The 19,901-nt window shown below is 72.9% G+C and carries 20 protein-coding genes; 12 read left to right on the forward strand and 8 right to left on the reverse strand.

Going from position 1 to position 19,901, the window contains the following annotated elements:
• Positions 1–325: 325 nt before the first annotated feature.
• Positions 326–757, reverse strand: coding sequence for a DUF6223 family protein (locus ACFQO7_RS11190; protein WP_376806291.1), 432 nt, complete (start codon positions 755–757; stop codon positions 326–328).
• A 230-nt stretch (positions 758–987) separates the two neighbouring features.
• Between ACFQO7_RS11190 and ACFQO7_RS11195 the strand changes: the two genes are divergently transcribed.
• Complete coding sequence (locus ACFQO7_RS11195) at positions 988–2,118, forward strand: sensor histidine kinase (RefSeq protein WP_376806292.1); 1,131 nt, start codon at positions 988–990, stop codon at positions 2,116–2,118.
• Positions 2,115–2,777, forward strand: a complete 663-nt coding sequence (locus tag ACFQO7_RS11200) for a response regulator (protein ID WP_376806293.1) — start codon at positions 2,115–2,117, stop codon at positions 2,775–2,777. Before ACFQO7_RS11195 ends, ACFQO7_RS11200 begins: the two co-directional genes overlap by 4 nt.
• A gap of 25 nt (positions 2,778–2,802) precedes the next feature.
• On the opposite strand, the gene ACFQO7_RS11205 is transcribed toward ACFQO7_RS11200, so the two are convergent.
• The 3 genes from ACFQO7_RS11205 to ACFQO7_RS11215 all read right to left on the reverse strand — a co-directional run bounded on the left by ACFQO7_RS11205 (position 2,803) and on the right by ACFQO7_RS11215 (position 6,042).
• Positions 2,803–4,236 carry a lipase maturation factor family protein gene (locus ACFQO7_RS11205; RefSeq protein ID WP_376806294.1) on the reverse strand — a complete coding sequence of 478 codons (1,434 nt, stop codon included), beginning with the start codon at positions 4,234–4,236 and terminating at the stop codon, positions 2,803–2,805.
• A gap of 1 nt (position 4,237) precedes the next feature.
• Positions 4,238–5,689: a phytoene desaturase family protein gene (locus tag ACFQO7_RS11210; protein ID WP_376806295.1), complete on the reverse strand. Its 1,452-nt coding sequence runs from the start codon at positions 5,687–5,689 to the stop codon at positions 4,238–4,240.
• Positions 5,690–5,778: 89 nt separating this feature from the next.
• The gene (locus ACFQO7_RS11215) at positions 5,779–6,042 is read right to left on the reverse strand and encodes a dsRBD fold-containing protein (protein ID WP_376806296.1); all 264 of its coding nucleotides are present in this window, start codon (positions 6,040–6,042) and stop codon (positions 5,779–5,781) included.
• Between the two features lie 144 nt (positions 6,043–6,186).
• Between ACFQO7_RS11215 and ACFQO7_RS11220 the strand changes: the two genes are divergently transcribed.
• The 5 genes from ACFQO7_RS11220 (at position 6,187) to ACFQO7_RS11240 (ending at position 11,625) form a co-directional block, all read left to right on the forward strand.
• Entirely contained in the window at positions 6,187–8,208 is a 2,022-nt protein-coding gene (locus ACFQO7_RS11220) for a toprim domain-containing protein (RefSeq protein ID WP_376806297.1), read from the forward strand.
• A gap of 173 nt (positions 8,209–8,381) precedes the next feature.
• Positions 8,382–9,128, forward strand: coding sequence for a winged helix-turn-helix transcriptional regulator (locus tag ACFQO7_RS11225; protein WP_360533170.1), 747 nt, complete (start codon positions 8,382–8,384; stop codon positions 9,126–9,128).
• A gap of 165 nt (positions 9,129–9,293) precedes the next feature.
• Complete coding sequence (locus ACFQO7_RS11230; protein ID WP_376806298.1) at positions 9,294–10,481, forward strand: LLM class flavin-dependent oxidoreductase; 1,188 nt, start codon at positions 9,294–9,296, stop codon at positions 10,479–10,481.
• A complete protein-coding gene (locus tag ACFQO7_RS11235; RefSeq protein ID WP_361049046.1) occupies positions 10,481–10,954 on the forward strand; it encodes a MarR family winged helix-turn-helix transcriptional regulator in 474 nt (157 codons plus the stop codon). The genes ACFQO7_RS11230 and ACFQO7_RS11235 overlap by 1 nt, the downstream gene beginning before the upstream one ends.
• Entirely contained in the window at positions 10,951–11,625 is a 675-nt protein-coding gene (locus ACFQO7_RS11240) for a CE1759 family FMN reductase (RefSeq protein ID WP_376806299.1), read from the forward strand. Before ACFQO7_RS11235 ends, ACFQO7_RS11240 begins: the two co-directional genes overlap by 4 nt.
• A 10-nt stretch (positions 11,626–11,635) precedes the next feature.
• On the opposite strand, the gene ACFQO7_RS11245 is transcribed toward ACFQO7_RS11240, so the two are convergent.
• Positions 11,636–12,475 (reverse strand): metallophosphoesterase, encoded by an 840-nt coding sequence (locus ACFQO7_RS11245; RefSeq protein WP_376806300.1) that lies wholly within the window; start codon positions 12,473–12,475, stop codon positions 11,636–11,638.
• Positions 12,476–12,585: 110 nt separating this feature from the next.
• Between ACFQO7_RS11245 and ACFQO7_RS11250 the strand changes: the two genes are divergently transcribed.
• Positions 12,586–13,197 (forward strand): hypothetical protein, encoded by a 612-nt coding sequence (locus ACFQO7_RS11250; RefSeq protein WP_376806301.1) that lies wholly within the window; start codon positions 12,586–12,588, stop codon positions 13,195–13,197.
• Here ACFQO7_RS11250 and ACFQO7_RS11255 read toward each other — a convergent pair.
• Together ACFQO7_RS11255 and ACFQO7_RS11260 are read right to left on the reverse strand one after the other, a co-directional pair.
• The gene (locus ACFQO7_RS11255; protein ID WP_376806302.1) at positions 13,179–13,517 is read right to left on the reverse strand and encodes a hypothetical protein; all 339 of its coding nucleotides are present in this window, start codon (positions 13,515–13,517) and stop codon (positions 13,179–13,181) included. The genes ACFQO7_RS11250 and ACFQO7_RS11255 overlap by 19 nt on opposite strands.
• Before the next feature lie 88 nt (positions 13,518–13,605).
• A complete protein-coding gene (locus tag ACFQO7_RS11260) occupies positions 13,606–13,797 on the reverse strand; it encodes a hypothetical protein (protein WP_376806303.1) in 192 nt (63 codons plus the stop codon).
• A gap of 135 nt (positions 13,798–13,932) precedes the next feature.
• Here ACFQO7_RS11260 and ACFQO7_RS11265 point away from each other — a divergent pair, with 135 nt between their 5' ends.
• The 4 genes from ACFQO7_RS11265 to ACFQO7_RS11280 all read left to right on the forward strand — a co-directional run bounded on the left by ACFQO7_RS11265 (position 13,933) and on the right by ACFQO7_RS11280 (position 17,619).
• Complete coding sequence (locus ACFQO7_RS11265) at positions 13,933–14,682, forward strand: SDR family oxidoreductase (protein ID WP_376806304.1); 750 nt, start codon at positions 13,933–13,935, stop codon at positions 14,680–14,682.
• 284 nt (positions 14,683–14,966) lie between these two features.
• Entirely contained in the window at positions 14,967–16,193 is a 1,227-nt protein-coding gene (locus ACFQO7_RS11270) for a macrolide family glycosyltransferase (RefSeq protein ID WP_376806305.1), read from the forward strand.
• A complete protein-coding gene (locus ACFQO7_RS11275; RefSeq protein WP_376806306.1) occupies positions 16,190–16,681 on the forward strand; it encodes a hypothetical protein in 492 nt (163 codons plus the stop codon). The genes ACFQO7_RS11270 and ACFQO7_RS11275 overlap by 4 nt, the downstream gene beginning before the upstream one ends.
• On the forward strand, positions 16,678–17,619 hold the full coding sequence (locus ACFQO7_RS11280; protein ID WP_376806307.1) for a hypothetical protein: 942 nt from the start codon (positions 16,678–16,680) through the stop codon (positions 17,617–17,619). Before ACFQO7_RS11275 ends, ACFQO7_RS11280 begins: the two co-directional genes overlap by 4 nt.
• Positions 17,620–17,632: 13 nt before the next feature.
• On the opposite strand, the gene ACFQO7_RS11285 is transcribed toward ACFQO7_RS11280, so the two are convergent.
• Positions 17,633–19,819, reverse strand: coding sequence for a DEAD/DEAH box helicase (locus ACFQO7_RS11285; RefSeq protein ID WP_376806308.1), 2,187 nt, complete (start codon positions 19,817–19,819; stop codon positions 17,633–17,635).
• Positions 19,820–19,901: the final 82 nt, after the last annotated feature.

Genomic DNA, 19,901 nt, shown 5'->3' on the forward strand with positions numbered 1-19,901 from the left:
ACTGGGGCTATCCCAGGTAGCCAGCGTCTCACCCGTAAGAGCGGACGTACGGCATCCTGCGCATGCCTCCCCGGCTGGTGCCAGGTGTCTCGCGGTCCGCACTAGTCTGCACATTGGACTGTTGCTCTCACTCGTGCCGCAGCGTATATGCGATCGACAACGTAGCCCTGCGCAACGGATCGGGATTCTGCTGAGCCTTCTGGGTCGCGGGGCTTCAGGCGCGAGTGCCCACGCGCGGTCGCGCCGACGCGTCCCGCCAACTGGCCGGCCCCGGTGGACGTCACCCCTCAGGGTGGTTCCGCCACGGCCGGCCCGGCCCCGGCAGTCAGCTGATGCGGTGAGAGCGGCGCAGCGCCAGTCCGCCGAGTACGGTGGCGATCAGCCCCACGACCAGGGCGACGTAGGCTCCGCCGCGTCCGTTGCCGGTGCCGATGCCGCTGTCGGAGGTTGCCACGACCAGCGCGCCGAGGGCGAGGCCGAGCAGCCCCGCGGCAAGGGCGACGATCGCGCCGAGCCGCCCGGTGCCGGTGCCGAACCGGCCGGCGGGGCGGGCCAGCGCCAGCCAGCCGATGACCAAGCCGGCCAGCCCGATGAGGGCTCCGACGCTGGCTCCCCACCGCCCGGCGCTCATCGTATAGACACTGGCGGCCGACTGGGCTGCGGCGGCCGGTGCGGCGAGCCCGAACCCGCCGACCAGCGTCGCCGTGGCGGCGACGATGGCGGATCGGACTGCCGTGCGGGCTGCTGGTGCGCTCATGTTCCGCTCCTCGTTGGTACGTCTCGTTGCCGAGAGGGGATGTCACCTGAGCATGTCGTCGGGCGATCCGCTGGACGTCCCACAGCCGCAGGCAATTCACGCTGCCGCCACCGGCGCAGACGGCTGCCGCGGTCGCGGTAGAGCGCGCACGAGTACCGCAGCTGCGGTACCCGGCCGCTCGTCCGTGCGCAGGAGTCGGCCCATGCCCTGGTCCGGTTAGAGTTCGGCGGATGAGCAGGGGACGATTCGGTGTTCCGGCCGGGGTGACGGATGCGGCGATCGCCGCCGGTGTGGCGGCGACGCTGCTGGTGGCCGGGCTGTCCGGCGAGCGTCCCGCCACGGATGCCGGGCTGCTCGGGTACGCGCTGCTGGTCGCCGGCGGCCTGGCGCTGGTCGCGCGCCGCCGGGCCCCGGTCGCCGTGCTGGTGGTCACCGGCCTGTGCGCGGTGGGCCATCAGGCGCTCGGCTTCGACGTGCCCGCGGTCGCGTTCCTCTTCGCGGTGTACGCCGCTGTGCGCGCCGACCACCGCGCTGTCACGGTCGCGGCGGCGGTGACGATGCTCGTCGCGCTGCCGCTGGCGGTCTTCGCGCTGTCCCCGGACCTGTCCGTGGGGCAGGCGCTCGCCCGGTCCCGGGGCGCGCTCGAAATAGCGTGGCTGGTGGCGGCCGGGGCCGCCGGGGAGGCGCTGCGGCAGGCCGAGCGGCGGGCCGAGGAGGCCGAACGCACCCGGGAGGAGACGGCGCGGCGGCGCGCCGATGAGGAGCGGCTGCACCTCGCGCGGGAACTGCATGATTCGCTCACCCACCAGATCTCCGTGATCAAGGTGCAGGCAGGGGTGGCGGTGCACCTGGCCCGCAAGCGGGGCGAGCAGGTGCCCGAAGCCCTGCTGGCGATCGAGCAGGCCGGTCGCGAGGCGTCCCGGGAGCTGCGGGCGACCCTGCAGGCGCTGCGCGACGACGGCAGCACGCCGCCGCGCGGGCTCGACGACGTCCCGGAACTGGTGGCCCGTGCCCGCGCGACCGGCCTGGACGCGACGTTGACGATCGCGGGCGGTCGCCGCGACGTGCCGGCGGCGGTGGACCGGACCGCGTACCGGATCGTGCAGGAGTCGCTGACCAACGTCGCCCGCCATGCCGCCGCGATGACGGCGTCGGTGCGGATCGACTACCGCCCGGACGCCCTGGCGATCCGGGTCGACGACGACGGCGCGGCGGTGCCGGGCGGGGCCGCGATCGCCGGGGTCGGGTTGCTCGGGATGCGCGAGCGGGTCACGGCGCTCGGCGGCCGGTTGCGTGCCGAGCCGCGCGGCGGGGGCGGCTTCACCGTCGAGGCCGAGCTGCCCGTGGAGCAGGCGTCGTGATCCGGGTGGTGCTGGTGGACGACCAGCCGCTGATCCGCAGCGGGTTCCGGGCGCTGCTGGACGCCGAGGACGACGTCGAGGTGGTGGCGGAGGCCGGCAACGGCGAGGAGGGCCTGGCCGCGGTCCGGGCGCACCTGCCCGACGTGGTGCTGATCGACGTGCAGATGCCGGTCGTCGACGGGATCGAGGCGACCAGGCGCATCGCGGCCGACCCGGCGCTGGCGGCGGTGCACGTGGTGATCCTGACCAACTACGGCCTGGACGAGTACGTCTTCCACGCGCTGCGGGCGGGTGCGGCGGGGTTCCTGGTCAAGGACATCGAGCCGGAGGACTTCCTGCACGCCGTGCGGGTCGCGGCACGGGGTGACGCCCTGCTCGCACCGTCGATCACCCGCAGGCTCATCGACCGGTACGTCACCGAGCCGCCGCCCCGGGCCGGCGGCGCCGACCTGAAGTGGCTGACCAACCGCGAGCGGGAGGCCGTCACGCTGGTGGCGCAGGGGTTGTCCAACGAGCAGCTCGCCGAGCGGATGGTGATCAGCCCGATGACCGCCAAGACGCACGTCAACCGGGCCATGGTGAAACTCCACGCCCGCGACCGCGCCCAGCTGGTGGTGTTCGCGTACGAGTCCGGACTGGTCGCTCCGCGCGACCGTTGACCTGTGGTCCAGGGCTGTCGGGCCGTCACGGTCCGTCGGGAGACCGGACGCTGTGCCGCAGCGCGACGGGTGGCAGAAACTCCTCGACCAGGGTGCGGTGCCACCAGGCGCCGGTGGCGCGGCGCTCGGCGACCGTGGTGAACCGGTAGCGGTAGAGCAGGGCGCGTACGTAGGCCGGTGGCTTGCCGGGGAACGGGTCGGCGCGCAGCAGCGCCAGCACGTGGCGGTCGCCGGCGAGCAGGCGGCCGAGCAGGGCGAGCAGCCACGGGTGGGCGTACAGCGGGGACATGGCGGCGAACCACATGAGCCAGTCCAGGCGCAGGTGGTATGGCGCGATCTGCGGCGGCAGGCGGCGCGGGTCGCCGGGTTTGCCCTTGAAGGCGTACTCCCGCCAGAGCGTGCCTGCGCCGGGGTCGGTGTCGTCGGTGCCCTCGATGACGATCTCGTGGCGGACCTTGGTGACGCTGCCGAACGCGCCGTAGGTGTTGACCAGGCGCAGCGGGTCGAAACTGGAGTTCATCAGCTGGTGGCGCGAGACCAGGTTGCGGGCGGGCCGGTAGCTGAGCGCGACCAGCAGGGCGGCGGCGGCGAGCACGAGCACCTGGTACCAGATCGGTCCGGTGGCGATCGTGCCGCTGCCGAGTAGCGCGGACAGGTCCAGCGCCGAGACGGCCAGGATGATCGCCATCCAGTTCAGCCACGAGAAGTTGCCCGACGCGACCAGCCACAGCTGGCTGACGATGATCAACCCGGCGGACACGCTCGCGACCGGCTGCGGCAGGAACAGGCCGAACGGCACGACGAGTTGCGTGACGTGGTTGGCCGCGACCTCCGCGCGGTGCAGCGGGCGGGGCAGGTGGTGGAACCACCAGCTCAGCGGGCCGGGCATGGGCTGGGTCTCGTGGTGGTAGTAGAGGCACGTCAGGTCGCGCCAGCACCGGTCGCCGCGCAGCTTTATCAGGCCCGCGCCGAACTCCAGCCGGAACAGCAGCCAGCGCAGCAGCAACAGCGTCACGATCGGCGGGCCGACCCTGGCGTTGCCCAGGAAGACCGCCAGGAAGCCGGTCTCCAGCAGCAGGCTTTCCCAGCCGAACGCGTACCAGACCTGGCCGACGTTGACGATCGACAGGTAGAGCAGCCACAGCAGCAGCCACATCGCCATCGCGGCCCACACCGGCACCGCGTCGCCGACACCGGCGAGCAGCGCCGCGGAGACTGCCACCCCCGTCCAGGCCACGGCGGTGAACAGGCCGTCGGAGTAGCGCAGGTGGAACAGGCTCGGCGCGCGCCGCCACGGGGTGTGGGCCAGGAACCGGGGTGCCGGGGTGAGGCCGTGCTTGCCGAGCAGGGCCCGGAACTGGTTGGCGGCCACGAGGAACGCGATGAGGTAGACGGCGGCGAGCCCGCGCTGGAACAGCAGCCGGCTCCACCAGTACTCGGGCGCGCTGAACCAGTCCATGTCAGTCCCGCCAGGGGTCGGGTGCCCGCACGCCGAAGACCCGGTGCAGCGCGACGCGGGCGGCGTGGAAGCCGCACATGCCGTGCACGCCGGGTCCGGGTGGCGTCGCCGAGGAGCACAGGAACACGGCCGGGTCCGGGGTGGCGTAGGGGACCGGTGCGAAGGTCGGCCGGAACAGCAGCCGCAGGCCTTCGCAGCTGCCGCCGGCGATGTCGCCGCCGAGGTAGTTGGGGTTGCGCCGCTGCAGCTCGGCCGGTCCGGTGACGGCCCGCGCGAGGACCAGGTCCCGGAAACCGGGCGCGAACCGTTCCAGCTGCGCCTCGATCACGGGGGTGAGGTCGCCGGTCCAGCCGTTGGGCACGTGGGCGTACACCCACAGCACGTGTTTGCCCGCCGGGGCGCGGGTGGGATCGCACAGGCTGGGCTGCGCCACGATGAGGAACGGCGGGTCCGGAGCCGAGCCGTGGTGCACGGCCTGCAGCGCCGCGCCGATGTCGGTGTCGTACGGGCCGAGGTGGACCGTGCCCGCCTGGCGGCAGGCCGGAGCGGTCCACGGCATCGGACCCGACAATGCGTAGTCGAGCTTGAACACGGCGGGACCAAGCCGGGTCCGGCGCAGCCGGTCGCGGTAGCGCTCCGGCAGCCGGGCCCCGGCCAGCTCGGCGAGGTGCCGGGGCACGACGTCCAGCAGGTATGCCCGCGCGGGCGGCAGCTCGTCGAGACTGGTCACCAGGTGGCCGGTGTGCACCTGCCCGCCCAGCTCCCGCAGGTGGCCCGCAAGGGCGTCGGAGATCGACTGGGATCCGCCGCGGGCGACCGGCCACCCGGCGGCGTGCGCGGCCAGGGCGAACGTCAGCGCGACCCCGCCGGTGCCGGGCGAGCCCAGCGGCGTGGTGGTGTGCGCGGCCAGCCCGGCCACCAGCGCCCGCGCGAGCGGTCCGCGGAACCAGCGCGTCAGGACCGTGGCGGGCAGCGCCGCCGGGATGCCGAAGCGGGCGAGCAGCAGTGGGTGGCGGGGTGCCGCGCCCAGCGGCGGGCGCAGCACGTCGGGGGCCAGCTCGTCCCAGCGGCCCAGGAACGGCCCCACCAGCCGCCGGTACTGCGCGCCGTCGACGGTCAGCGACGCGGTGGTCTGCGTCACGGAACGCGACAGCGTCGCCGCGGTGCCGTCCGGGAACGGGTGTGCCAGCGCCACGTCCGGGTGCAGCCACCGCAGGCCGTGGCGGTCCAGCGGCCAGGACCGCAGCACCGGTGAACCCGCGCCCAGCGGGTGCACGGCCGAGCACGGGTCGTGCCGGAAACCCGGCAGCGTCAGCTCCTCGGTGCGGGCGCCACCGCCGACCGTGCCGGCGGCCTCGAAGACGCTCACCCGCAGCCCGGCCTCCGCGAGGGTCACCGCCGCGGCGAGCCCGTTGGGTCCGGCCCCCACCACCACCGCGTCCACGCCGTCCACACCGCCACCAGCCATCGCATCAGCCGTCCTGCGCCGGAAGGTCCGAGGTGGGTGCGTACCCGGGTTCCGGGCCTGCCACACGTGGGCGGTCACTCGGGCGGCGTCGCGCCGAACTTCTCCAGGACCTGTCCTGCGTCGGTCTGCAGCAGGTTGGCGAGTTCGACCAGGGCCCGGGCGGCGGCGAGATCGTCGCCGACGCGGGCCAGGTCGAGGTCACGCGGATGGCGGTGGGCGGTGCCCGTGCCCTCCAGGGTCGTCCCGTCGCGCTGCAGCCTGGCCACCGCGACGGTGCGGCACTCCTCCTGGACCTCCTCGATGTCCAGGTCGATGATCCACCGTGTCGTGTTCGCCATCGTCCACCTCCTGGGGCACCCTTTCATTCTGCCGCGTGCTGTGGGCTGCAGAAATGGAAAGTTGTCAGTGGTCACCGGTATGAAAGGAGTAATGCTCCACGCCTCACGGCACTGCTGTCGGAACGCCGAAGCGGAAGGGGAACGATGACCACGCGAACGCATTCACCCCAGCACGCCGCGCTCCACACCACCATGCTCACCCTGCGGCTGGCGATCGCCGACCTCGACAGCGCGTCGGCCTGGTCCCGCCTGTTCGACGTGGCGGCCCGCCATCCGGGCCGCGGCGTCAACGACGTCCTGCTGATCGCACGCCAGCGCCCGGACGCCACCGACCTGGCCACCTACGCCCGATGGCGGGAGCGCGGCGCGCACGTGCGCCGCGCCGAACGCGGCATGGCGCTGCTGCAGCCGCTGGACGACACCGGTGACAGCTTCGACGTCGTCACCGTCTTCGACGTCACGCAGACCAACGCGCCGCCCTCGCCCCGGCCGCCCGTCCACGACCTGGTGCCGGTGATGGCGGCGCTGGCGGCGATGGCCGAGCGGGCCGGGCTGACCGTGCGACTGCGCCGGGGGCTGTCCACTCCGGTCGCGGCCGAGGGCGACCGGCTCGACCTGGCCGCGCACCTGCCGATCTCCGCGACCGCCGGTCACCTGGTCCAGCGCCTGGCGCAGCGGTTGCTGCCCGCGGGCCCGGCCCGCGAGGCGCGCGCCGCCGGGGTGGCCCACGTCGTCGCCCGGCGCTTCGGGCTGCAGCCGCCCGAGGCCACCGCCCTGGTCCGGTGGCGTGACGAGCTGGATCCGGCGGCGGTCGACCGGGCCGTCGTGCACACCGTCACGGCGGTCATCACCCATGCCGACGCTCTCACCGCCCGGCTGCGGCGGGCGCTCAGCCGACCCGCGGCGACCGCGCCGAGACCGACACCGCGGCCGGGCGCACCCGTCTCCACGCAGCGCCGACCGGACCGGGTAGCGGCGCCGGGGCTACCCGTCCCGGCGCAGCGCCGACCGGGCCGGGTAGCGGCACCGGAGCGCGACGCGCTGTACGCCGTCAACGCCGCCGCCGCGGCCTTCTACGCCGCACAGCTGCCGACGAGCCGGCCCGCGGCCGCGTACCTCAGATCGCGGGGCATCGCCGAGGCCGCCGAACCCGGCGGCGGCTGGCAGCTCGGCGTCGCACCGCCCCAAGGGGACGCCTTGCTGCGCCATCTGCGGGCCCTCGGCTACTCGCACCGGGTCATGCTCGACGCCGGCCTCATCGCCGCCAGCCGGCTGCACGGCGGCGCGCTGTACGACGTCTTCCGCGACCGGCTGATCTTCCCCATCCACGCCCGCGACGGGCGGATCGCCGGGTTCACCGGCCGCGATCTGTCCGGGCGCAGCCAGGCGAAGTTCTACAACACCCCCGAAACGGCGGTCTTCCGCAAGAGCGAGCTGCTCCACGGACTCGCCCCGCAGCTGCGCGACCAGGGCACACCCACCCAGTTCCTCGTGGTCGAAGGGCCCACCGACGCCATCGCCGCACACTTGGCCTACCGCGGGCTCGCCGCCGAAGGCGTCACCACCGTCGCCGTCGCCCCGTGCGGCACCGCGTTCACCGCGGCCCAGTTCGCGCTGCTCGCCGCCTGCGCGGCACCGGGCACCTCGCTGATCATGTCGTTCGACGCCGACAGCGCGGGCACCAGGGCGCTGGAACGGGCCTACCCGCTGGCCGTGACCTGGCCGCACGGCCGGGTCACGGGCACCGCGCCCGCCGGGTGCAAGGACATCGCCGCGCTGCTGGCGGCCCGCGGCCCCGACGAGGCCCTGCTGGACCTGCTCGCCGCCGAACGCCCGCTGCCGCTGCTCGGCGTCGAGCGGGCGCTGGCCAAGGCGTTCCCCGAGGGCTTCCACGCCGACTGGCCGGAGGCCCGGGTCCGTGCTTTCCGGACGGTCGCGCCGTACCTGCTCGACGCGGTGCGCCACGGCGACGTCGAGCTACTGGTCCAGGCGGCCGCGGCGCAGCTCGCCGTCGCACCGCACGAGCTGAGCGCGGGCGTGGCCCAGCTGTACGGGGGCGACCAGATCGGACCCGGATCCGCGCCGCCGAAGGGTCCCGGAACAGCCGTCGATCACGTCCGGAAACATGCCGGAAAACTGCCTGGAATAGCAGCGCAAAGACGGTAGTGACAAAGAAGTCAATCATTGGTCTTCGGCGTATCCGCCACTATGCTCATGCGTAATCACCCGTCAGTGAAGCCGGGACCGACGTGGCACCACATCCCCCGCGACATCGGCTCTCGCCCGGTGCGCGCCGCGGCCGCCGCTTCGGTGTCAACCGCCAACGACGGAGGCGATCCGTGGAAATCCTGCTTCTGGTGACAGCACGCGCCGGCGAACCGTCGGCCGTCCTGCCCGCGATAGACCTGCTCCCGCACGCCGTGCGCACCGCACCCCGTGACGTGCGCACCCTGGTGTCGACGCCCACCCCGGACGCGGTGCTGGTCGACGCGCGCACCGAACTGTCCGAGGCGCGGGCCACCTGCCGGATGCTGCGCGCGACCGGCCTCGGCGTGCCGCTGCTCGCGGTGGTGACCGAGGCGGGCCTGGTCGCGATCAACGCCGACTGGGGCGTCGACGACGTCATCCTGGCCACGGCCGGTCCCGCTGAGGTCGAGGCGCGGCTGCGGGTGGCGGTCGGCCGCCTGAACTCCGCGACGGCCGCGGCCGGCGGCGTGATCCGGGGCGGCGAGCTGACCATCGACCCGGACACGTACGCGGCGAAGCTCAAGGGTCGCCCGCTGGACCTCACGTACAAGGAGTTCGAGCTGCTGAAGTTCCTGGCGCAGCACCCGGGCCGGGTCTTCACCCGCGACCAGCTGCTGCGCGAGGTGTGGGGCTACGACTACTTCGGCGGCACCCGCACCGTGGACGTGCACGTGCGGCGCCTGCGCGCCAAGCTCGGCTCGGAGTACGAAGCTATGATCGGCACGGTCCGCCAGGTCGGCTACAAGTTCGTGCTGCCGTCCTCGCGTCCCCAGTTCTCCGACGCCGGCGAGTCCAGCCTCGCCGACGCCCTCCTGGTCGACCTCAACCTGGCCGGCTGACACCCGCTCGCACCGTCAGGCCGTCGGATCTTCGGATCCGGCGGCCTGCTCGCGTGATGCCGGTCACCACGGAATAGAGCGGGCTCCGCGCCGGTTGCCCTTCATGCAAACGCATAGACTTGGCTCGGGCCTGCCGGCCCGGCGCGAGTGGAAACGAGGGATCTCATGCAGTTCGGCGTGTTCTCGGTCAGCGACATCACCCGCGACCCGGTGTCGGGGCACACACCGAGCGAGGCGGAGCGCATCGACGCGGTCGTGCAGATCGCGAAGAAGGCCGAAGAGGTCGGGCTCGACGTGTTCGCCATCGGTGAGCACCACAACCCGCCGTTCTTCTCCTCGGCCCCCTCGACGTTGCTGGCGTTCATCGCGGCCGCCACCGAGCGGCTCATTTTGACCACCTCGACGACCCTGATCACGACCAACGACCCGGTGCGCATCGCCGAGGAGTACGCGATGCTCCAGCACCTGTCGAAGGGCCGGATGGACCTGATGCTCGGGCGCGGCAACACCGCGCCGGTCTACCCGTGGTTCGGGCAGGACATCCGCCAGAGCCTGCCGCTCGCGCTGGAGAACTACAACCTGCTGCACCGGCTGTGGCGCGAGGACGTCGTCGACTGGCAGGGCAAGTTCCGCACCCCGCTGCAGGGCTTCACGTCCACGCCGCGCCCGCTGGACGACGTGCCGCCGTTCGTGTGGCACGGCTCGATCCGCACACCCGAGATCGCCGAGCAGGCCGCGTACTACGGCGACGGCTTCTTCGCCAACCACATCTTCTGGCCGAAGGAGCACTACATGCGCCTGATCAAGTTCTACCGGCAGCGCTACGCCCACTACGGCCACGGCACCGAGCAGCAGGCGATCGTCGGGCTCGGCGGGCAGGCCTACATCGCCCGCAGGTCGCAGGACGCGATCAAGGAGTTCCGCCCGTACTTCAACGAGGCCCCGGTCTACGGGCACGGCCCGGTGATGGAGGACTTCATGCGGCAGACGCCGCTGTCGGTGGGCAGCCCGCAGGAGGTCATCGACAAGACCCTGACGTTCCGCGAGCACTTCGGCGACTACCAGCGCCAGCTGTTCCTCGTCGACCACGCCGGGCTGCCCCTGAAGACCGTGCTGGACCAGCTCGAACTGCTCGGCGGCGAGGTGGTGCCGACACTGCGCAAGGAGCTGGCCGCCAAGCGCGACCCGCAGGTGCCCGACGCGCCGACGCACGCCGCCCGGGTCAAGGCGAAGTACGGCGAGGCGATCCCGCGCCAGCCGCGCCCGAACGCCAACCGCGGCGACAACGTGACGGGCGCGTCCCCGTACCAGGACAGCGACCCGGCCGTGCAGACCACGTACCCGGGCCACTGATGTCCGACCGGGGCCGGCTGGCCAACCACGCGTGGGAGGGGCTGCTGTCCGCCCACGCGCGGCTGATGAAGCAGTTCGCGGAAGCCGACACGTGGCAGGACCTGTCGATGCGCGAGTACGACGTGCTCTACACGCTGTCCAAGTATCGCGAGCCGCTGCGGATCGGCGAGCTGCACCGGCACGTCCTGCTCAGCCAGCCGGCCCTGTCCCGCATGGTGGACCGGCTGGCCGAGCGGGGACTCCTGGAGCGTTGCCCGGACCCCGCCGACGGCCGTGGGGTGCGGCTGTCGCTGACCGCCGCCGGGCGGGACAAGCAGCGCAGCATCGGGCGCGGCCACGCCGCCCACGTGGCCCGCGCGGTCACCGCCGAGCTGAGCCGCGACGAGCTGGAGCAACTCGCGGTGATCGCCTGGAAGCTGGCCGGGCGGGCAGGCACGACGACCGACGACGACCAGAAGGAACCGCAACAGTGAACCCGACGCAGCCGTACACCCTCGTGGTCGTGACCGCCGGGGTCGGCGACCCCTCCTCGACCCGGATGCTCGCCGACCGGACCGCCCAGCGTGCCGCGGAGCTGGTCGCCCGGCGCGGCGGCAGCGCGACCGTCCAGGTCGTCGACCTGCGCGAGCTGGCGACCGAGGTGACCACGGCGCTGATCTCGCCGATGGTGGGCCCGAAGCTGCAGCAGGCGATCGAGCTCCTCGGCCGGGCCGACGGCGTCATCGCCGCCGCACCCGTCTACAAGGCCGCGCCCAGCGGCCTGTTCAGCTCCTTCTTCCAGGTGCTCGACAACGACCTGCTCATCGCCAAGCCGGTCGTGCTCGCCGCGACCGCGGGCACAGCCCGGCACTCGCTGGTCGTGGACGAGCAGATGCGGTCGCTGTTCGGCTACCTGCGCACCGTCGTCGTGCCGACGTCGCTGTTCGCGGCCCCGGAGGACTGGGCCGACCCGGGCCTGAACAAGCGCATCGAACGGGCCGCGCTCGAACTGGTGCTGCTGGTCGAGAGCGGCTTCGCCCACCAGGTCAGGGGCGAGTCCTGGCAGAGCTACCAGCACGAGCTCGGCAGCGCGGGCGGCACCGAGACGCACATCGAGCTGGACTCCGACATGATGCGGCTGGCGGCAGGCGGTTCCCTGGACTGATCGGAGCGGCCTATGCGGGTACGACCCGGAAATGGGTGGTGAGCGCGCCGTCGTCGGCGAGCACGTGGAACGCCACCCCGGGCACGTCGTCGAGATCGGCGGTGTTGTCCCAGGTCAGCTCGTCGTCGGTGGTCCACGGCAGGCGGGTCGTGGACACCACGCCGGGTGCCGCGAGCACGGGCCGCCCGCCGAACGTCCCGGCCGCGGCCGCGTGCGCGTGGCCGCACAGGGTCGCCACGACGCGCGGGCAGTCCTGGACGATCGCGGCGAGTTCGCCCGCGTTGAGCAGCCCGATGCTGTCCACGAGCGGGTTGTGCAGCGGGATCGGGTGGTGGTGCAGGCCGACGAAGACCGGCGCGTCGGCCGTGGCGAGGACCTCGCGCAGCCAGTCCAGCGTCTCCGGGGCGAGCAGGCCGTCGTGGCGTCCGGGGATGCTGGAGTCGCACAGGGCGAACAGCGCGCCGCCGACCCGGTGGAGCTGGTTGATCGGGGCGTCGCCCGCGCCGTCGAGCAGCACCTTGCGGTACGGCGACCGGCGGTCGTGATTGCCCGGCAGCATCAGGACCGGGACGTCCGCCGTCAGCTCGGCCTTGACCTGCTCGTACTCGTGGATCTCGCCGTGGTCGGCGAGGTCGCCGCTGACGAGGATCACGTCCACGCGGCAGCCGCGCAGGTAGCTCATGACGCGCCGGGTGCGGTCCAGAGCCCGCTCGCCGCCGTCGAGGTGGGTGTCACTGAGGTGCGCGATGATCATCACATCGCGAAGCATGTCGTATGTCGCGCCGTGCACCAAGGGCCAATGGCCATCCGGTGGCACGCCGGGCAGGCCGACGCCCACGAACAACAGCATCTGTCGATGTCGTGGGGGTTCGCCGCTCATGCGTTCTCTGTACAGTGATGATCGCGTGGCGGCACCGGACCGGGCGTACTGCCCGGGACCCTCGGAAGGGACGAGCGCCTGTGGAATCGACGACCGGCCACCGGCCGCCGGGCCCGGTGACGGGGACGCGGCGCGGGCCGTGGCTCGCTGCTCGACTGGCGACGATCGCGCTCGTGGTGTCGGCGATCGCCGGCGTGCTGCGCGCGATTCTCGCGATGGGCCACTACGAGCACCGGATCGACGTGGTGGCGCACGGCAACACCGACCCGGTGCTGCCCGCCTTGATGGCGTACGAACTGCTCGACCACGTGTTGCCACGCGGCATGGCGAGCACCGCGGGTGAACAGTTGTCGCTGCTCGCATCGCTCGTCGCGGCGGCCGCCTTCATCATCTGGCTGCACCAGGCACGGCGCGCCGCGGGACGCCTGGGCGGGGCGCTGGAGTGGGCTCCCGGGTGGTGGGCGAGCGTGCTCATCACCGTGCTGCTCAACGGGCTGATCCGGCTGTACGGCGTGGCGACCTCAGACGGCGGCGTGCTCGAGAAGACGGCCCTGGACATGCGTATCGTGGCCTATCCGCTGTGGACGGCAGGGGCGGTGGCGATCGTCGTCACGGCCTACCTCACCGTCCGTGTCATGCGGCGGATCACCGAGGCACAGCGAAGCAGGTCCCGTCAGGGCCGGACGACATAGATCTCGTTGGGGCTGTACTTCGGGCGGGTCAGCAGCACCCGCCCGTCCGGGTTGACTGCCATGATCCATATCTCGCTCGGCAGCGGCCGCGGCAGGTTGCTGGTGCCCAGCCGGCCGAACTGGATGGGGACGCGGCGCGCCTGCCCGCACCAGACGACGGTGACGACCAGCAGAACCAGGTTGTCCGAGCCGAGCGTCAGGTTCGCGTCGACGATCCTGGTCTGGTCATCGATCGCGAGACGCCAGACGGTCCGCACCAGGAACAGGGGCATGAGCCAAAGCGCGAGCAGGGTGAGTAGTCGGGTGCCGGGTCGACGCATCGGCACAACCTGGCGATGCCGGGCAACGTTCACCGTCCCGTCGCGTCACCGGTTCCCAGGCATGGCGTACCGGGCGGGGACGCCCAGTTCACCGCATCGCGCGTGCAGCTTCCCGGCCGGCTTTGGGGCCGAGGTCCTTCTCGGCGATGACGCTCTGGCGGCGGTTGCGCAGCCGCAGCGCGCCGGCCACCGCGGCGGCCGTGGCGCCCGCGAGCGCGGTGAAGACCGCCAGGCGGGTGCCGGTCGACATCCCGTTGCCCTGCGTACCGTTTCCTGGCATCGTGCACCCCCTGTTCCTGCAGCATAGGCCCGGACCCAGTGGTCGGCTTGTTAAGGTCAAAAGCAACATAACGGACCTCCCGGCCCGTCAGCGAGGCTGCCGCCCCACAGCGGGGCGGAAGAACGGGGGAGCGCCATGACGCAGGACGCCCAGCGCCGCGTCGCCGTCGTCACCGGCGGGTCGCGCGGTATCGGCCTGGAATCGGCACGCCTGCTCGCCGGCAACGGACTCGCCGTCGTCTTATGCTCGCGCAACCAGGGCGAGGCTGACGCGGCGGCCAAGGAGATCACGGCCGGCGGCGGGACGGCCCTCGGCACGCGCGCCGACGTCTCCGACGAGGACTCGGTCGTGGCGCTGTTCGACCTGGCCGAGTCGACGTACGGCGGGGTCGACGTGGTCGTGCACGCCGCGGCCCATGCCGGGCTCGGGCGCACCACGACGGTCGCGGAGCTGGACCTGGCGGTCCTCGACGAGCTGTACCGGACCAACATCCGGGGCACGTTCATGGTGGCGCAGCAGGCCGCCCGCCGCGTGCGCGACGGCGGCGCGATCATCACCTTCTCCACCGCGGTGGTGCAGTTGGCCATGCCGGGTTACGGGGCCTACAGCGCCAGCAAGGGCGCGATCGAGGCGTTCACGCTGATCCTGGCGCGGGAGATGGGCGGCCGGGACATCACCGTCAACGCGGTGGCTCCCGGTCCGACGGCGACGGAGCTCTTCCTGGAGGGCAAGGACGACGCCACCCTCGCCGGGCTGGCCGCCCGGGCTCCGATGAACCGGCTCGGCACACCGGCGGAGATCGCCGAGGTCGTCGCGTTCCTGGCCGGTCCAGCCGGGCACTGGGTCAACGGCCAGGTCATCCAGGTCAACGGCGGCGTCCTCTGACCACCGCGCGACAGCCCTCTGCCGTCAGCCGGGCCGAGGCCGGCCGAATGACACTTGCGCAAGGTGTCCACGAAGCGCGGGATTAGGCCTTGTCGATGCCTGCATACGGCGCTGTCGGGCATCGGGACGCCGGAGCCGCCGCCCGGGGGTCCCGGCCAAGTGGATCATCTGCCGCTGGCATACTGAGCGCGAACGGACGCGATGCTCCTGTCGCGGCGGGAAGGGCGGATCATGATCGCCAAGAGGTGGCCGACGTCGGCTCCCTCCCTACCCGGAGCCGGGCGATGAGCAGGGTCGCGTTCCTCAACGTCGGCATGCACGGCCACGTCAACCCGACACTGCCGCTCGTGACCGAGCTCCTCCGCCGCGGCCACAGCGTCACCTACCACACGACGCCCGCCTTCGCCGAACAGATCTCGGCCACCGGCGCGCGAGTGTTCCTCTACTCGGGCGACGAGCCGCCACTGGCCGGTCCGCCGACGCCGATCACTCTGATGGAGCAGCTGGCGCGTACAGCGGTGCAGGTGCTGCCCGGGGTGCTCACCGATCTGCGCGCCACCCGGCCCGATCTGATCGTGCACGACTCCGCCTGCCTGTGGGGCCCGGTGGCCGCCCGGGAGCTCGGCGTGCCCGCCGCGTCGTCGTTCACCACGTTCGCCTTCAACCGGCACGTGCCCAGCCCCACACGCGCGTCCTGGGGGCTGCTCGGCGCGGCGCTGGCCATGCCCCGCAGCGCCTGGGGTTATCTGCGGGCGCGCCGGGAACTGCGCCGCCGGTACGACATGCGCGGGGTGCCCCGGATCGACCTCGCGGACATCCGCCAGCCGCTCAACCTGGTGTACACCTCGCCGGCGTTCCATCCCGACGCCGCCGGCTTCGACGAGTCCTTCCGGTTCGTCGGGCCGAGCATCGGCTCCCGCCCGGCCGACGCGTCGTTCCCGACCGACGGGCTGCGGGAGCCGGTGCTGTACGTGTCCATGGGCACGGTGTTCGACGCCGGCCCGCAGCAGCTGCGCGCGTTCGTCGACGCGCTCGCCCCGCTGGGCGGCACCGTGGTCGTCGCCACCGGGCACACCGACCCGGCCGAGCTCGGCCCGCTGCCGGACAACGTGCTGGCCCGCAGGGCCGTGCCGCAGTTGGCGGTGCTGGCCCACGCGGCGCTGTTCGTCACCCACGGCGGGGTCAACAGCGTCAACGAAGCCCTGCACGCCGGAGTGCCGATGCTGGTGATCCCGCAGGGCGCCGACCAGACGCTGGTGGCCCGCCGCATCGTCGAGCTGGGCGCCGGTCTGGCGACCAGCCCGGAGACCGCCGACGTCGAGACCGTGCGCGCTCTCGGCCGGCGCCTGCTCGGCGAACCCCGGTTCCGAGCCGCCGTGGCCACCCTGCAGGCCGCCCAGCGGCACGCGAGCGGCGCTCCGCGCGCCGCAGACGAACTCGAGGGCTACCTCCGGCAGACCGGCGTCACCGAGCCGAGCGCCGCCGCACCGCGCCGCAAGGCCGACCGGTGACGCTCTTCGTCGCCGTCCTGCTGCTGCTCGCGGGCCTGTCCGAGGCCATCGGCCGGCTGCTGCCGCTGGTGGCGCGCCTGTCCGGGGTGTCGCACACGCGGGCGATCTGGCTGGTGGTGGCCGGCGCGTTCGTCGACGCCGCGGTGTTCGCGCTCTGGCCGCTGTGCGCGTGGATCCTCGCGGAGCTGGTCCTGCCCACCTCGACGACCGACCAGGGTGTGCTGCGCTGGACACCGGGTCTGGTCGCGCCGCTGCTGCTCGCCGCGATCCTGGCGTTTCCGCTGCTCGGGCCGCTGCTGCACCTGCTGCTCATGGTCGGCGTGGGAGCCGGCCTCGCCACGGCGCTCGTGCCGGTGGCCGGGATCGGCTGGTGGGAGGCCGCCGGGTGCGTGGCCGTGGCGGGAGTGGGCCTCGGCATCACCGTCGAGGGCGTACGCAGGCTCGTCGCGAAGCTCAACCGGACCAGGCTGCCGGAGCCGCTGCGATGATCGAGTTCGCGCTCCTGCTGCTGCTGTTCGGCATCGGACCGGTGCTGCTCGCCGAAGCCCTGCTGTCCCGCTACGAGCTGCTGGCCTACACGGCAGGCTGGCGGGCCCCCGGCGTCGAACTTCCCCCGCGGGTGCCCTACGCGCGAGGTGCGGAGGTGGACCGCCCCCCGGCCGCCTACCTGGTCTACCTGGACGGCATCGGCAAACGCCGCTTCCAGGACACCCGCGACGGCGGCCATCTGGTCAAAGCCCTGCTGGCCAGGGCGCCGGAGCTGCGGGTGCTGGGCCAGGTTCAGCCCTACTCGCCGCTGGCCTACCCGCTGGCCAACCGGCCGCTGTGGATCTGGCTGCGCCGCCGGGCCGGGCTGGTGCTTTTCCTGCACAACGTGATGCAGATCTTCGTCGCCGCCGACCACCGCTACCGTCCGCTGTACAACCGCGCCGTCGGCTCGCAGATCGCCACTCAGCTGCGGCTGGCCGGCTACCAGCCCGGCAGCGGCATCCCCGTGGTGCTGCTCAGCTACAGCGGCGGAGCCCAGGTGGCCACCGGCGCGGTCGGCGAGCTGTGGTCCGAGCTGCGCTGCCCGCTGTCGCTGATCACCCTCGGCGGGTTCTACAACGGAGCCAACGACCTCAGCCACGCCCAGCACCTGGACCGGCTCACCGCCGCGAGCGACTGGATCGAGCGGGCCGGTATCTGGATCTTCCCGCAGCGGTGGCCGCTGTTCCGGCGGAGCGGCTGGAACCGTGCGGTCCGCGCCGGGAAGATCACGGTGCACTGGCTCGACCCGGCCACCCACGTCGGCCCGCGCAGCTACATCAGCCCGCAGGCCAAGCTGCCCGACGGCCGCAGCCACCTCGACCGGACCGCGGACACCGTGATCTCGCTGATCCGGGACCGCGTCGCCACCCCGGCACCGGACGGTCCGCCCGCCTGATCGCGCGGACTCGTCAGCCGTGCTGGTCGCCGCTGTCGCGCAGGCGGGCCCGTTCCCGCTCGATGATCTGTCGTTCGGCGGCGGCACGGCTGCCGTCGTGCTGGGTCACGTCGACGGCTCCCGCGTTGTCGTCCTTGGCCGCGCTGGGCCGGGCGTACTCGTCGAACAGCGCCGCCTTGCCCGCGACCAGCTCGCGCACGCTGGTGTCGACGGTGTCCTCGGCGATCAGCCGGAACACCTGCACCGGCCGGACCTGACCCATCCGGTGGCAGCGCGCGATCGCCTGCTCCTCGATGCTGGGCTTCCACTGCGGCTCGACCAGGACGACCACGGAGGCGGTCTGCAGGTTCAGGCCGACCCCGCCGACCTCGATCTGGCTGACCAGCACGGCCGGCCGGCGGCTCGCGGTGAACGCGTCGACGACCTGCTGGCGCTGCAGCGGAGGGGTCGAGCCGGACAGCGGCCCGTGCGCCCGCTTGCCCAGCGCGTCCGCGACCGCGTCGAGCACGTCGCGGAAGTACGAGAACACGACGACCTTGTGCCCCTCGGCCATCGCCTCGGCGGCGATCTCGCGGATGTGGTCGAGCTTGGTCGACGTCCGCGCCGGGTCCCCGAAGGTGGCCCGGCGCATGGTCATGAACTTGCCCTCCCAGACGGTCTTGCGGTACGCGGCGGCCTCCTCCGGTGACAGGGTCACCGGTTGCACGTTCTCGATCCGGTCGGGCAGTTCGGCGAGCACGTCGGACTGGTTGCGCCGCAGGTACGCCGGGGCGATGGCGCGGCGGAACGCCTCGGCCGACGGCGCGGCGGCGGCCTGCCGGGCGACCTCGGGGTTGACGTGCTCGGTGAGCACACCGAACTCGGTGACCCGGTTCTCCAGCGGGGTGCCGGTCAGCAGCGCGACGCGCTCGGCCCGTTCGATGAGGCGGCGGCTCTGCAGGGTGCGCTTGGCGTCGGGGTTCTTGATGTAGTGGGCCTCGTCGAACGCGGCCATGGCGACGTCGACCCCGTCGAGGTCGAGCCGGTCGAGGGCGGTGTAGGTGGTCACGCCGAGGCCGCCGTTGGCACGCCAGGCGGCGGTGCCCCGGGCGGCGTCACCGCCGTACAGCAGGCGGGGGGTCAGCCGGCAGTGCCGCTTGATCTCGTGCATCCAGTTGGCGGCCAGGCTCGGCGGGCACACCACCAGGAAATGCCGCCGGCCGTGAGCCGCCAGGTGGCACATGGCCGCGAGGGTTTCGACGGTCTTGCCCAGGCCCATCTCGTCACCGATGATCACCCGGCGTTGCGCGATCATGAACCGGGCGCCGAAGGACTGGTAACCGCGCAACGTGGAGACCAGCAGGCTCGTGTCCAGGCGCACCTCGTCGACCCGGGCGGCGTCGTCGGGCGACAGCCGCCCGGCCGGCCCCTGCTCACCGGCCTGCTCGCCGGTCGCCTCCGCCAGCAGGGTCAGGTAGGTCGCGGCGTCGGCCTGGTACTTCTGCCACAGCTGCTTCTCGGTGGGCTCGGCGGCCAGGGCCGCCGCGGCGGCGAGCACCCTGGTGCGGGCCGTTTCGAGGCGCGGCGAGCGCAGCGCCGTCTCCAGCGCGTTCAGCGCCGCGAGGTCGGCCTGGCGGCCCTGCCGGCCGCGGAACAGGCTGCGCCAGCGGCTGTTGGCGCGCCGTGCGCCGTCGATGCTGCCGGCGACGGCGTCGTGCAGGTCGCCGGCCCGCCCCAGCACGGGCCGCACCCGCTTGCGGAAGACCGCCAGCCGGTGCAGCGAGCGCAGCAGGTGGGTGTCGGCCGGGGAGCGGCGGTCGGGGTCGGGGCGCAGCACCGTGTCGGCCTCGACGCTCTCGGCCAGGGCGGCGATGGCGTCTTCGAGCTGGGTGACGGTGGTCGGCCCGATGCCGGGGTACTCGTGGAGCCGGTGCCGGTTCGCCATGAGCTGGCCGACGGTGGTGAACCCGGCCGCCCGCAGCGGCCCCAGGCGCAGGCGGCCGCCCGCCGCCTCCCGCAACCGGTCTAGGTCGGTCTGATGCAGGCGCTCGTCGAGCGACTGCTTGCGGTGACCGGTGGCGAGCCCGCGGATCTCGGCGACGAGGTGCTGCTCGGCGTCGAGCACGGTGCGGGCGGCCCGCTGCGCGTGCGTGGCGTCGGTGACCAGTGCACGCGCCTGCGAGCTGCGAGCTGCGGCGACCATCGCTACCTCGTTTCGCACTCGCCGCACCGCATTGGGCACGGATCACGGATTCCTACGTCGACGCGGGCCGACCGGGGCGTCCCGCATCCCCATGCCCACC

This window comes from Catellatospora aurea, assembly GCF_042663325.1.
Lineage (GTDB): Bacteria > Actinomycetota > Actinomycetes > Mycobacteriales > Micromonosporaceae > Catellatospora > Catellatospora aurea.